General features: G+C 67.7%; 10 protein-coding genes and 2 pseudogenes. 2 read left to right on the top strand and 10 right to left on the bottom strand.

Annotated elements, in window-relative coordinates; all coding sequences use genetic code 11:
* The first annotated feature begins 8 nt into the window (after positions 1-8).
* Positions 9-1,337: a 16S rRNA (cytosine(967)-C(5))-methyltransferase RsmB gene (gene rsmB / locus H610_RS0121135; protein ID WP_028241523.1), complete on the top strand. Its 1,329-nt coding sequence runs from the start codon at positions 9-11 to the stop codon at positions 1,335-1,337.
* On the top strand, positions 1,334-2,707 hold the full coding sequence (trkA, locus tag H610_RS0121130; RefSeq protein WP_028241522.1) for a Trk system potassium transporter TrkA: 1,374 nt from the start codon (positions 1,334-1,336) through the stop codon (positions 2,705-2,707). The genes rsmB and trkA overlap by 4 nt, the downstream gene beginning before the upstream one ends.
* A 51-nt stretch (positions 2,708-2,758) precedes the next feature.
* On the opposite strand, the pseudogene H610_RS24340 reads toward trkA, so the two are convergent.
* The 10 genes and pseudogenes from H610_RS24340 to H610_RS0121085 form a co-directional block, all read right to left on the bottom strand.
* Positions 2,759-3,625: pseudogene (locus H610_RS24340) on the bottom strand (methyl-accepting chemotaxis protein); the annotation flags it as partial.
* Positions 3,625-3,885, bottom strand: a pseudogene (locus tag H610_RS26175) (malate:quinone oxidoreductase); the annotation flags it as partial. The pseudogenes H610_RS24340 and H610_RS26175, both read right to left, overlap by 1 nt.
* 435 nt (positions 3,886-4,320) lie before the next feature.
* The gene (locus tag H610_RS0121120; RefSeq protein WP_028241521.1) at positions 4,321-5,700 is read right to left on the bottom strand and encodes an aspartate aminotransferase family protein; all 1,380 of its coding nucleotides are present in this window, start codon (positions 5,698-5,700) and stop codon (positions 4,321-4,323) included.
* 90 nt (positions 5,701-5,790) lie between these two features.
* Complete coding sequence (locus H610_RS0121115; RefSeq protein WP_028241520.1) at positions 5,791-7,254, bottom strand: NAD-dependent succinate-semialdehyde dehydrogenase; 1,464 nt, start codon at positions 7,252-7,254, stop codon at positions 5,791-5,793.
* A 327-nt stretch (positions 7,255-7,581) separates the two neighbouring features.
* Positions 7,582-8,238: a 7-cyano-7-deazaguanine/7-aminomethyl-7-deazaguanine transporter gene (locus tag H610_RS0121110; RefSeq protein WP_028241519.1), complete on the bottom strand. Its 657-nt coding sequence runs from the start codon at positions 8,236-8,238 to the stop codon at positions 7,582-7,584.
* Positions 8,239-8,465: 227 nt separating this feature from the next.
* On the bottom strand, positions 8,466-9,752 hold the full coding sequence (locus tag H610_RS0121105) for an SLC13 family permease (protein ID WP_028241518.1): 1,287 nt from the start codon (positions 9,750-9,752) through the stop codon (positions 8,466-8,468).
* Between the two features lie 132 nt (positions 9,753-9,884).
* On the bottom strand, positions 9,885-10,535 hold the full coding sequence (leuD, locus tag H610_RS0121100) for a 3-isopropylmalate dehydratase small subunit (protein WP_028241517.1): 651 nt from the start codon (positions 10,533-10,535) through the stop codon (positions 9,885-9,887).
* A 12-nt stretch (positions 10,536-10,547) separates the two neighbouring features.
* The gene (gene leuC / locus H610_RS0121095; RefSeq protein ID WP_028241516.1) at positions 10,548-11,951 is read right to left on the bottom strand and encodes a 3-isopropylmalate dehydratase large subunit; all 1,404 of its coding nucleotides are present in this window, start codon (positions 11,949-11,951) and stop codon (positions 10,548-10,550) included.
* A gap of 115 nt (positions 11,952-12,066) precedes the next feature.
* Positions 12,067-12,954 carry a LysR substrate-binding domain-containing protein gene (locus tag H610_RS0121090; RefSeq protein ID WP_028241515.1) on the bottom strand — a complete coding sequence of 296 codons (888 nt, stop codon included), beginning with the start codon at positions 12,952-12,954 and terminating at the stop codon, positions 12,067-12,069.
* A gap of 60 nt (positions 12,955-13,014) precedes the next feature.
* Positions 13,015-13,491 (bottom strand): Lrp/AsnC family transcriptional regulator, encoded by a 477-nt coding sequence (locus H610_RS0121085; RefSeq protein ID WP_028241514.1) that lies wholly within the window; start codon positions 13,489-13,491, stop codon positions 13,015-13,017.
* Positions 13,492-13,650: the final 159 nt, after the last annotated feature.

The raw sequence follows: 13,650 nt of genomic DNA, 5'->3' as shown, positions 1-13,650 counted from the left end.
AGATGGCGATGAACCCGCGTCTGGCCGCGGCCCGCGCCCTGGCTTCGCTGCTGGCCGGCAAGGCCTCGCTGGGCACCGCGCTGCCCGAGGTGCTCGGCCAGGTCGAGCCACGCGACCGCGGCCTGACCCAGGAACTGGCGTTCGGCACCGCGCGCTGGCAGCCGCGTCTGGCCGGGCTGGCCGCGGCGCTGCTGCAGAAGCCGTTCAAGGCCGCCGACCGCGACGTCGAGGCGCTGCTGCTGGTCGGCCTGTACCAGCTCTTGTACACGCGCATCCCCGCGCATGCGGCGATCGGCGAGACGGTCGGTTGCGCCGAGCGGCTGCACAAGCCCTGGGCCAAGGGACTGCTCAACGCCGTGCTGCGCCGCGCGCAGCGCGAAGGCGAGGCGCTGCTGGCCGGGCTGGAACGCGATCCGGTGATCCGCGTGGCCCACCCGCGCTGGCTGCAGAAGACGCTCAAGGCGCACTGGCCCGAGCAGTGGGAGGCGATCTGCACCGCCAACAACGCCCATCCGCCGATGACCCTGCGGGTCAACCGCCGCCAGGGCACCCGCGACGCTTACCTGCAGCAGCTGGCCGCCGCCGGCGTCGAAGCCGTGCCCTGCGAGTTCAGCGAGGACGGCATCCGCCTGGCCAGCGCCTGCGACGTGCACCAGTTGCCGGGCTTCGACGAGGGCCAGGCGAGCGTGCAGGACGAGGCCGCCCAGCTGTGCGCCGCGCTGCTCGAGCTGGCGCCGGGGCAGCGCGTGCTGGACGCTTGCTGCGCGCCGGGCGGCAAGACCTGCCACCTGCTCGAACGCGAGCCCGGGCTCGCCGAACTCATCGGCCTGGACCTGGAGCCGCGGCGCCTGGCGCGGGTGCGGGAAAACCTCGACCGGCTCGGCCTGGACGCCCGGCTGCTGGCCGCCGACGCCCGCGCCCTGGACGGCTGGTGGGACGGCCAGCCGTTCCAGCGCATCCTGCTCGACGCGCCCTGCTCGGCCACCGGCGTGATCCGCCGCCACCCGGACATCAAGCTGACCCGCCAGGCCGACGACATCCCTGCGCTCGCCGCCCTGCAGGGCGAGCTGCTCGATTCGCTGTGGCCGACCCTGGCGGTCGGCGGCGTGCTGCTCTACGCCACCTGCTCGGTGATGCCGACCGAGAACCGCGAGGTGATCGCGGCCTTCCTCGCGCGAACCCCCGGGGCCCGCGAGCTGGACCTCGGCGGCCGCTTCGGCGTGCCCCAGGCGCACGGACGCCAGCTGCTGCCGCAGGTCGACGGACACGACGGGTTCTACTACGCCAAGCTGATCAAGATCGCTGCCGCGCCGCGCAGCCAAGAGGGTCGCTCGTGAAGATCATCATTCTCGGTGCCGGACAGGTCGGCGGCACGCTCGCCGAACACCTGGCCAGCGAGGCCAACGACATCACCGTGGTCGACACCGACGGCGACCGCCTGCGCGACCTCGGCGACCGCCTCGACATCCGCACCATCCAGGGCCGCGGCTCGTTCCCCACGGTGCTGCGCCAGGCCGGCGCCGACGACGCCGACATGCTGGTGGCGGTGACCAACAGCGACGAGACCAACATGGTCGCCTGCCAGGTGGCCTTCACCCTGTTCCACACCCCGACCAAGATCGCCCGGGTGCGCGAGTCGGCCTACCTGACGCGCTCCGGGCTGTTCGCCAACGAGGCGATCCCGGTGGACGTGCTGATCAGTCCGGAGCAGGTGGTCACCAACTACATCAAGCGCCTGATCGAGTACCCCGGCGCGCTGCAGGTGATCGACTTCGCCGAGGGCAAGGCCCAGCTGGTGGCGGTGCGCGCCTACTACGGCGGGCCGCTGATCGGCCAGCAATTGCGCGAGCTGCGCCGCCACATGCCCAACGTGGACACCCGGGTGGCGGCGATCTTCCGCCGCAACCGGGCGATCCTGCCGCAGGGCGACACCGTGATCGAGGCCGACGACGAGGTATTCTTCATCGCCGCCAAGGGCCACATCCGCGCGGTGATGAGCGAGATGCGCCGCCTCGAGGACAGCTACAAGCGGGTGGTGATCGCCGGTGGCGGGCACATCGGCGAGCGCCTGGCCGAGGCCATCGAGAGCCGCTACCAGGTGAAGATCATCGAGGTGAACCCGGCGCGCTGCCGCTACCTCTCGGAAGCGCTGGACAGCACCATCGTGCTGCAGGGCAGCGCCTCGGACCGCGACCTGCTGGTCGAGGAGAACATCAACGAGGCGGACATCTTCCTCGCGCTGACCAACGACGACGAGGCCAATATCATGTCCTCGCTGCTGGCCAAGCGCCTCGGCGCGCGCAAGGTGATGTCGATCATCAACAACCCGGCCTACGTCGACCTGGTCCAGGGCGGCGAGATCGACATCGCCATCAGTCCGCAGCTGGCCACCATCGGCACCCTGCTGACCCACGTGCGCCGCGGCGACATCGTCAGCGCCCACTCGCTGCGCCGCGGCGCCGCCGAGGCGATCGAGGTGATCGCCCACGGCGATGCGAAGTCGAGCAAGGTGGTCGGCCGCGAGATCCGCCGTGTCGCGTTGCCGCCGGGCACCACCATCGGCGCGGTGATCCGCGACGACGAGGTGCTGATCGCCCACGACGACACGGTCATCGAGTCCGGCGACCACGTCATCCTGTTCCTCGTCGACAAGCGCCACATCCGCGACGTGGAGCGCCTATTCCAGGCCGGCCTGACCTTCTTCTGAGATCAGGCCAGGCCGGCAGGGACCCGGTACCGTCGCCCGCCGGCGGCTCGGTCAGACGCGGAAGCGGCTGACCATGTCCTGCAGCTCGTTGCCCAGCCGCGCCAGCTCGACGCTGGAAGCGGCGGTTTCCTCGCTGGCCGAGGCGGTCTGCTCGGACACGTCGCGCACGTTGAGGATGCTGCGGCTGATTTCCTCGGCGACCGCGCTCTGCTGATCGGCGGCGGCGGCGATCTGCTGGTTCATCGACTGGATGTTCGACACCGTGCGGGTGATGTTCTCCAGCGCACCGCCGGCGCGACGGGTCAGCTCGACGCTGCGGTCGGTCAGCTCGCGGCTGCTGAGCATCACCGTGGCCACCTGCTGGGTGCCGCCCTGCAGGCCGGCGACCAGCCCTTCGATCTCCGCGGTGGAGCTCTGGGTGCGCTGGGCCAGCGCCCGTACCTCGTCGGCCACCACGGCGAAGCCGCGGCCCGCCTCGCCGGCGCGGGCGGCCTCGATCGCGGCGTTGAGCGCCAGCAGGTTGGTCTGCTCGGCCACCGCCTTGATCACGTCCATGACGCTGCCGATCTTGTCGCTTTCCTTTTCCAGCACCTTCAGCGCGTCGGTGGAACGGCTCACTTCGCTGGCCAGGCGCTCGATCTGGGCGATCGCCTCGGCCACCACCCTGTCGCCCTGGCGGGCCTCGTCGTCGGCCTCGGTGGCCGCCTGCGCGGCCTGCTCGGCGTTGCGCGCGACCTCCTGCACGGTGGCGGACATCTCCTGCATGGCGGTGGCCACCTGGTCGGTCTCGACCTTCTGGTTGTTGACCCCGGTGCTGGTCTGCTCGGTTACCGCCGAGAGCTGTTCGGCGGCGCTGCTGATCTGGCTGACGCCGTCGCGGATGCCGCCGATCAGCTCGCGCAGAGTCGCCGCCATGCGGGCGTGTAGTTCAGTTCGCAGAATGCCGAATGGCCGGTGCCGGCGTTGTTCCAGGCGTTGGAGCTTTCGTCGGCGACCGCGTCCAGCCGCTCGTAGATGTCGATGTTCCAGTCCGGCTCCAGTTCGAGCAGGTAGGTGCCCAGGGTGGCACTCATGATGCCGCCGCCGATCAGCAGGACGTCGACGGTCTTTTCGGGCTCGCTCGGCTTGGTGCAGCCGACGAGGCTGACGGTCAGCAGCGCGGCTATCAATTTTTTCATGTAAGTGTCTGCCTACTAGGAAATGACATTGGCGTGCAGGCCCGGGCGCGGGATGCGGCAGCGCCGCTACGCCAAGCGCCTTGCGGCCTTGGTTCCCATGGGTTCTCGGGTGCACGTGGAAGCGTTGCGCTTGTGGCTGCGAAAGGCTGGCGCGCTGGCTGCCGGTCGAACCGGCCGCGCCACTCTTCGAAATCATCCGGGGGCGGACCGCCGCCGTTCGGGCAGCGGGGACATGGCGGCATGCCATGCGCTGACCGGTCTCGTCGCGAAGGACGAGCGGCAATCCTGTTTTCTGGGTTGGGGGGCGCCCGGCAGGCGGGTTTTTCTGTTGGAACGGCCAGGCGAGCGCGGCAGTCTATTGGTATCGCCCAGCCATCGCAACGGCGGCGCCACGGCCCCGGCGACTTTTTTCTGTCGCCGGGTTCGGGAAGTGCTTCAGAGTATGTCGGCAGCCACCGCGTCCACCGCCTGCCTGGCGATGTCCACCACCAGATCGGCCTCGGCCTGGGTCAGCACCAGCGGCGGGGCGAAGCCGAGGATGTCGCCATGCGGCATGGCGCGGGCGATCATGCCGCGCTCCAGGCAGGCGGCGGAGACCCTCGGGCCGACCTTGAGCGCCAGATCGAAGGGCGTGCGCGCCTCGCGGTCGGCCATGAACTCGATGGCCGCGAGCATGCCGATGCCGCGCACCTCACCCACCAGCGGGTGGTCGTCGAAGGTCTGGCGCAGCCGCGCGTTGAGGTAGGCGCCCACCTCGGCGGCGTTGCCGGTGATGTTCTCCTGCTCGAGGATGTCCAGGTTGGCCAGCGCCGCGGCGGCACAGATCGGGTGCCCGGAATAGGTCCAGCCGTGGCCCATGGCGCCGTCGCGCGCGGACGCTTCTTCGATCACGTCCCAGACCTTTTCGCCGACGATCACCGCTGACAACGGCGCGTAGGCACTGGTCAGGCCCTTGGCGGTGGTGATCAGGTCCGGCCGCATGCCGAACAGCTGACTGCCCATGGGCGTGCCCAGGCGGCCGAAGGCGCAGACCACCTCGTCGGCTATCAGCAGGATGTCGTACCTGGCCAGCACCGCCTGGATCGCCTCCCAGTAGCCCTTCGGCGGGACGATGATGCCGCCGGTGCCCATCACCGGCTCGCCGATGAAGGCCGCCACGGTATCCGGGCCCTCGGCCAGGATCAGCCGCTCCAGGTCCTCGGCGCAGTGGCGCACGAAGGCGGCCTCGTCCATGCCCGCCGGCGCCTTGTAGAAGTGCGGGCAGGCGGCGTGCCTAACGTCCGCGTGCGGCAGGTCGAAGTGCTGGTGGAAGCTGGCCAGGCCGGTGAGGCTGCCGGTCATGATGCCCGAGCCGTGGTAGCCGCGCTGGCGGGAGATGATTTTCTTCTTCCGCGGGCGGCCGAGCACGTTGTTGTAGTAGCGCACCAGCTTGATCTGGGTTTCGTTGGCATCCGAACCGGAGAGGCCGTAGTAGACCTTCTTCATGCCTTGCGGCGCCCACTCGATGATGCGCCGGGACAGCTCGATGATGGCCTCGGTCGAGTGGCCGACGTAGGTGTGGTAGTAGGCCAGTTCCCTGGCCTGCTTGTAGATCGCCTCGGCCACCTCGGTGCGGCCATAGCCGATGTTCACGCAGTACAGCCCGGCGAAGGCGTCGATCAGCTCGCGGCCTTCGTGATCCTTGATGCGGATGCCCGAGGCGCTCTTGATGATGCGCCCCGGCAGCGCGCCGCTGGCGTGGTCGTGGGCGTGGGTGGACGGGTGCATGAAGTGGGCGCGGTCCTGGGCGAACAGCGCGTCGTAGTCGTGGCTCATGGGCTTCTCCGTTTGCGGTGATGGGGTGGGTTCCGCTGCCTCACCCGGCCTTCTTCCGGCGGGAGAGGGGAAAGATTTCGGAGGGGTGCGCTAGTAGCGCTGCCCCTGGTGGTGGATGCAGACGTACTGGGTCTCGACGAAGGGCTCGAAACCCTCGCTGCCGCCCTCGCGGCCGAGGCCGGAGGCCTTCATGCCGCCGAAGGGGATCGGGTGCCCGGTGAACTTGCTGCCGTTGACCGCCACCATCGCGTGCTCGAGCCGGCGCACCAGCCGGTGGACCACGTCCAGGCGGTTCGAGCAGACGTAGGCCGCCAGCCCGTACTCGGTGTCGTTGGCCATGGCCAGCGCCTGGTCGAGGTCGTCGAAGGGCAGCACGCCGGCGATGGGCGCGAAGTTCTCCTCGCGGTAGAGGCGCATGTCCGGCGTGACGTCGGCCAGCAGGGTCGGCTGCCAGAACCAGCCGCCGAGGGCATGCGGCTCGCCACCGGCGAGCAGGCGCGCGCCCTTCTCCAGGGCGTCGGCGACCCGCGCGGCGGTGGCGTCGAAGGCCGCCTGGTGCATCAGCGGGCCGATCTGGCTGCGCTCGTCGAGCCCGGGTCCGACCCGCAGCTCGCGTACGGCGCGGGAAAAGCGCTGCAGGAAGGCTTCGTAGACGGGCCGCTCGACGAGGATGCGGTTGGCCGCGCAGCAGTCCTGCCCGGAGGTCTGGAACTTGGCGTCCAGCGCCACCTGCACGGCGTGATCGAGGTCGGCGTCGGCGCAGACGATGAAAGGCGCGTTACCGCCCAGCTCCAGCGCCAGCTTCTTCACCCCGGGCGCCGCGGCGGCGGCCACCAGCCGGCCGACCCGGGTCGAGCCGGTGAAGCTGACCGAGCGTACCCGCGGATCGCCGACCAGGGTTTCCATGGCCATCTGCGGCTCGCCGAGCACCACGTTGAACACACCGGCCGGCAGGCCCGCTTCCTCGGCCAGCTGGGCCAGGGCGAAGGCCGAGTAGGACGTCTCGTGCGCCGGCTTGACCACTACCGTGCAGCCGGCCGCCAGCGCCGCGGCGGCCTTGCGGGTGATCATCGCGCTGGGGAAGTTCCACGGGGTGAGCAGGGCGCAGACGCCGACCGGCTCCTTGCGCGTGGCCAGTTCGGCACCGGGGATGTGGCTGGGAATGGTCTGGCCGTAGAGGCGCCGGGCTTCCTCGGCGAACCAGGGAATGAAGCTCGCGGCGTAGCGGATCTCGCCGCGCGCCTCGACCAGCGGTTTGCCCTGCTCCTCGCTGAGGATGAGCGCGAGGTCTTCCTGGTGCTGCAGGATCAGCTCGGCCCAGCGCTGCAGCAGGGCCGCGCGCTCGTCCAGGCCGCGCGCCCGCCAGGGACCGAAGGCGCGCTCGGCGGCATCCACCGCGGCGACGATCTGCTCGCGTTCGAGCATCGGCACATGGCCGATTTCCGCCCGGTTGGCAGGATTGTGCACAGCGATGCTGGCGCCGCTGCGACTGTGGACCCATTGCCCGTCCAGGTAGCAGAGCGATTTGAACAGCAGGGGGTGATTGAGCGGCATGACGACGTCTCCGGGCCGTGGCGTGGGAGACATGCTAGGGAAGGGCGGCTTGGGGTTTTTCCCGTAGCGCGGCGGGGCGCTGGGGGTTCTTTCTGTTTGCCGGGGGTGAAACGGGAAACGGGTGGAAGGCTGGAAGGCTGGAAGGCTACAGGCAGCGTATTGTGAACAACGCTCTGCTTGTCCACCGAACTTCGATGTACCCAGGGGCGGTGGAAAAGGCTGCGCCGTTTTCCACCCTACGCCGGAGAAGAAACGGGATGGTGGGCCCGCCCTTCGTCCAGCCTTCCAGCCTCCAGCGCTCTTATCGGCTCTTACCGGCTTTCCCGCTTACACCGTGGCGGTGCTTCGCTGGCCCGGCAGCAGGCGCACGATGGCGTTGAGCAGCATGCCGTACAGCGGCACGAACAGCGCCAGGCTGACGACCAGCTTGATCACGTAGTCGACGCTGGCGATCTCAACCCAATTCGCCGCCATGAAGGGGTCGTCGCTGTGCCAGAAGGCGATGGAGAAGAAGACGAAGGTGTCCAGCAGGTTGCCGAACACGGTGGAGGCGCTGGGGGCGATCCACCACTGGCGCAGCCGCCGCAGGCGGTCGAACACCTGGATATCGACGATCTGGCCGAGCGCGTAGGCGAGGAAGCTGGCCACGGCTATGCGGAACACGAACAGGTTGAACTCGCCGAGCGCCGCCAGACCGCCGAATGCACCCTGGTGGAACAGCACCGAGACCACGTAGGAAGCCACCAGCGCCGGGATCATCACCCGCGCGATCACCCGCCGCGCCGGGCCCTTGCCGAGCAGCCGCACGGTCAGGTCGGTGGCCAGGAAGATGAACGGAAAACTGAACGCACCCCAGGTGGTGTGCCAGCCGAACAGGGTGATCGGCAATTGCACCAGGTAGTTGCTGGCGATGATGATCAGGATGTGGAAAGCGATCAGGCCGGCCAGGGTGGCGCGGCGAACCGACGAAGGGAGCTGCAGCATGGCATGTCCTTTTTGAGGGTGATGGGGTGAGGGAACCCATTGCCCGGCCGACATGGCCGAGGCGGCGCGCATTCTAGCCTTGCCTGCGAGGGACCGGCCAGGGCTTTCGTCGCTCAGATGCTGGCCTGGCGCACTCGGGCGTATTCAACCGCAGGCTGCAGGACCAACCTGGCTGAACGTCCGTTGGCGACCCTCGGGTCGCCAACGGACGGACGATGCCTGACCGGCTAGCCGATCAGCCTGAGGAACACCAGCAGCAGGACGCAGGACACGCCGATGAAAGGCAACAGCAGCAGCTGGAAGAACAGTTTCCCCCGCTCCGCCTCGCTCTGTACGCCGGCCAGAGCCAGGGCACCCGCGGAAGAGAAGGGCGAGAAGCCGGTCATCGAGGCGCACAGCATGATCACCGCCAGCAGCAGCGTCTCGCTGGTGCCGGTCTGCGCTGCCAGGCTCGGCGCCATGGGGAACAGGGTCGGCATCACCACACCGAGCGTGCTCGAGAAGAAGCTCATCAGGCTCGCGGCAATACCGGTCGCGTAGGGGACGTTGGCGGCGCTGACGTGCGTGGCCAGCCACTGCGACAGTGCACTGATGGTCCCGGCTTTAACCGCTACCGCGATGAGCATGCCCATGCCGCAGAGCAGTACGATGATCGCCCACGGGACCTTGGCCAGTGCGTCCTTCTCGTTTCCGACGCGCAGAATCAGCGCCAGGACGATACCGATGATGGAGACGAAGGTGGCGTCCATCCGCGAGGCGATCGTGCCCAGCAAGGCGATCGAGGGCATCGCGGCGGCGAGCACGCTTGGCAACACGATGGCGGCGATGACCGCCAGGATCAGCGCCAGCGTGCGCCGCTGTGCGGGGTCCAGCGGCTCCGGCGGCTCGCTGTCCAGATGGCGGGTGCGGTATCCCTTGAGCAGCACGTAGGCCGCGAGAAACATCACCGTGTTGACGACAAAGGCGTCGATCAGCAGCACGTGCGTATGGTTCGCCGCGGTCACCACATCGTAGCCGGCGTTCTCGAGAATGCCCTGAGTGACCCGGCCGCCCATGCTGATGGGCACGAAGGTGGTGGCCATGCCGCCGCAGACCACAATGATCGCCCCCAGCACGCGGCTCATTCCGGTGCGCGCCGCGACCGACATCACCAACGGCGAAAGAAAGACGAACACCGCGTAGTGTCCTGGCCCCACCCCGGAAATCAGCATGACCAGGCCATACAGAGCGAAGGGGATCATCGCCGGCATGCGGCGCGCCATGTACACGGTGCGGTGGGAAACCTTGTCCAGCGTGCCGTTGCTGATGGCGAAGCCGAAGAAGAAGGTGATGGCGAAGATGATGAAGAACAGATTGATCGGCCAGTAGCCCAGCAGCTCCTTGCTGCTCAGCCCCATCACCAGCACCGAGATGATGTAGGCAAATCCCATCGCCAGCAGGCCGATGTTGATGTTCAGCCAGTAGCCGATGCCAATGGACGACAGGATGGCCAGAATGATGATGATCGTCAGCACGTACGTGCCCCTTTTGTTATTGGAATGGGAGTTGGAACGCGCGGCGGGCAACCACGACCAGCCGCGCGCGCTATGACGCGCCGGAGCCCGCCACGTCGGAAACCGCCTTGATGCTGTGGATATCCGGCCTGGTCACAGCCCCTTGACCGGCTCGAACAACCACGGCGTTCGCTGCTGCCGCTGCTGCTCGTATCGCTCGATCATGCCGGCGCGCTCCAGCGTCAAGTCGATATCGTCCAGGCCCTCGATCAGGCAATGCTTGCTATGGCTGTCGATTTCGAAGCCCCATTGCTGCTCGCCGCAACGAACCTGCTGCTTCGGCAGATCGACCTGCAGTCGCAGCCCGGGCGTCTGTTCAACCTGAACGAAGAGCGAATCGATGACCTCGGGTGCCAGGCGGATGGGCAGGACGCCGTTCTTCAGGCAGTTGTTGAAGAAGATGTCGGCGAAGCGGGTACCCAGCAGCACGCGAAAGCCGAACTCCTCGATGGCCCAGACCGCATGCTCTCGGCTCGAGCCACAACCGAAATTGTCCCGGCACAGCAGAATCTGCGCGTCCTGGTAACGAGGCTGGTTGAGGGGAAACTCCAGATTCAGCGGCCGGTCGCTGCAATCGGCACCCGGCACGCCCTCGTCGAGGTAGCGCCAGCTGTCGAACAGGTTCTGCCCGAACCCGGTACGCCGGATCGATTTCATGAACTGCTTGGGCATGATCGCGTCGGTATCGACGTCGCGCCTGTCCAGTGGAACGACCAGCCCGTCAAGTGTGGTGAATGGTTGCATGAGCCGACTCCCTCAACAGTTGCGCACGTCTACGAAATGCCCGGCGATGGCAGCCGCGGCCGCCATCGCTGGGCTGACCAGATGGGATCGACCACCGGCGCCCTGGCGACCTTCGAAATTGCGGTTGGACGTGGAGGCGCAGCGTTCGCCGGGCTGCAACCGGTCCTCGTTCATCCCTAAGCACATGGAGCAGCCGGGGTCACGCCATTCGAATCCGGCGTCGACGAAGATCCGGTCCAAGCCTTCGGCCTCGGCCTGCGCCTTGACCATTCCGGAGCCGGGAACGACCAGTGCCTGGCGAATGCCGGGGGCCACCCGCTGCCCTTTCACCACCGAGGCGGCGATGCGCAGGTCCTCGATCCGGGCATTGGTGCAGGAACCGATGAAGACCTTGTCCAGCCGGATATCGCTGATCGCCATGCCCGGACAGAGATCCATGTAGTACAGCGCGCGGGTGTAGCTCTCCCTGCGCAGCGGCTCGACGTCCTCGGGGTGGGGTACGCGCCCGTCGATCGTGCAGGACATGTCCGGCGAGGTGCCCCAGGTGACGAACGGCTGGATGCTTTCCGCCGAGATGGCCAGTTCGCGATCGAAACGCGCGCCTTCGTCGCTGACGAATTCGCGCCAGTAGACCTGCGCCTGCTCCCAGGCGTCGCCCGACGGCACGGCCGCGCGGCCTTTCAGGTAATCGATGGTGGTCTGGTCGACGCCGACCAGGCCGATCCTGGCACCGGCCTCGATGGACATGTTGCACAGTGTCATGCGCGCCTCCATCGACAGCGATTCGATGGTGTCGCCAGCGAATTCGATGGCATGGCCTGCGCCGCCCGACGCACCCAGCCGGGCGATGATGCCCAGGGCCAGGTCCTTGGACGAAACGCCCTTGCCGAGGGTGCCGCTGACGGTGATGCGCAGCGTCTTGAGCGGCCGCATGCGCAGGCACTGGCTCGCCAGCAGATGCTCGATGTCCGAGGTCCCGATGCCAAACGCCAGCGCACCGAAGGCGCCATGCGTGCTGGTATGGGAATCGCCGCAGGCGATGGTCATGCCGGGCTGGGTAACGCCCAGCTCCGGCGCGATGACGTGCAGGATGCCCTGGCGCGCATCATCCATTCCATAATGAGTGATACCCAGCGCCTGGCAGTTGTTCGCCAGGGCGCGAACCTGCACCAGCGCCAGCTCGTCGGAGATGCCCTGCGAGCGCATCAGGGTGGGTACGTTGTGGTCCGCGGCCGCGAGCACCGCATCGACGCGCCAGGGCTTGCGGCCACGGCGAGCAAGGCTCTCGAACGCCTGGGGGCTGGTCACTTCGTTGACCAGGTGACGATCGATGTAGATGAGCGCTTCGCCATCGTCCAGGTCGACGACCCGGTGGCTGTCCCACAGTTTCTGAAAGAGCGTTTTGGCCTCGGCCATTGTCGCCTCCTTGTCATTGTTTGGAGGCAATGTAGGGGCGTTCGCGCAGGGCTGCATAGCAATGGATCGCGAGCCCGCCATCGCGCCTCGCGATGGCCAGCGCCAAAAGGATGGCTCAGGGCTTGCCTTGCAGGTGATCGACCAGCAGGCGGGCGGCCACCGGAAGCGCGGCGTAATCGCGCACGCAGAGCTTGAGCTCGCGATAGGTCCAGGTCTCGTCCATCTCGACCACCGCGAGCGCCAGCTGGTTGGCGTGATGTCTGGCGACCTGTTTCGGCAGCAGCGCCAACCCGAGCCCGGCATCGACCATCAGGCACAGCACGTCATAGCTGGCCACGTGCATCCGGACGTGCCACGGGCGCGCCATCTCGTTGGCGGCCGCCGCCATCATGATCGACAGGGCACTGTCGGCGCGCATGCCCACGTACGGGTAATCGAGCGTGTCCCGGAAGCGGACCTTCTGCCTGCCCGCCAGAACATGGTCGGCCGGAGTGATCAGCATCAGCTGATCGCGGCGGTAGGGGCGCACCTCCAGATCCACCGGCAGACTGCCGTAGCTGAAGATGCCGATGTCGACCGAATTGCTGGCCACGGCCTGCAGCGTGCGCGTGCTGACGCTTTCCTCCAGATGGATGTTCACCTGCGGGTAGCGTGCGGAGAAGGCCTTGAGGTCGCCGGGCAGAAACTGGGAAAGCGAAGAGATGTTGGCGGCGATCCGGACGTCGCCGCGAACGCCGAGCCGATAGTCCTCCATCTGCGACTCGATCTGCTCCAGGCTGCGCAACGCGGCGCGCGCAGGACCGAGCAAGGCCAACCCGGCGGCGGTGGGCACTACGCCCTTGTTGGTGCGGATCAGCAGCTGCGTGCCGAGGGTCGCCTCCAGCTCGCCGAGCCGCTTGCTCACCGCCGCCGCGGCAATGTGCTCGCTGTTCGCCGCCGCGGCGATGCGGCCTTCCTCGACCACCCGGATGAAAAGCTTGAGGGAAATCGGGTCAAGGGCCAAGGCAGCTTCTCCAGTGGGGCGAACGAAGCCGCGATCATGCCTAGACTCGTGCCGGCGGCGCTACTCGTATGCCTCGGCCGGCGGAAGGTCTTCGGCCGTCTTCACCGTTTTGGTGACGATGTAGGTGTAGTAGCGCTCGATGCCCAGGTCCTCCAGCAACAGGGCGTCAATGAAGCGCTGGTAGTGGTCGATGTCGCGGGCGCGGATCATCGCGATGTAGTCCACGCCACCTCCGGTGGCGTAGCAGAAGGCGACTTCCGGGGCCTCGGCCAGGCGCTGTTCGAAGCGGCGCATGTCCTGCGCGGTGTGCCGCGCCAGGCTGATTTCCACCAGCACCTGCTGGGTGCGGAACAGCGCGCCCCAGTCGATCAGCGCGCGATAGCCGCGTACCAGCCCGGCGGCCTCGAGCTTGCGCACGCGCTCCCAGGCCGGGGTCACCGAGAGGTTGATGGCCTCGGCCAGCGCCGACTTGGTGATCCGCCCGTCCTCGGAGAGGATGCGCAGGATCTTCAGGTCATAGCGGTCGAGCTTGTGCATGGGTGTTCCCCCCTTCAAACAGCGCGCCCGAAGGGCGCTTCAGATTGCCTTCTCCCTCCGGGAGAAGGTGCCCGCAGGGCGGATGAGGGATGCCCGCCCCCACGCCCAGCCCTGGGCAGCGAGACCAATGGCCGGTGCTCGGCGCCCTCACCCCAGCCC

The organism is Stutzerimonas azotifigens DSM 17556 (assembly GCF_000425625.1).
Lineage (GTDB): Bacteria > Pseudomonadota > Gammaproteobacteria > Pseudomonadales > Pseudomonadaceae > Stutzerimonas > Stutzerimonas azotifigens.
Note: the sequence above shows the minus strand (reverse complement) of the source record. Positions and strands in the feature narration are given on the sequence as shown.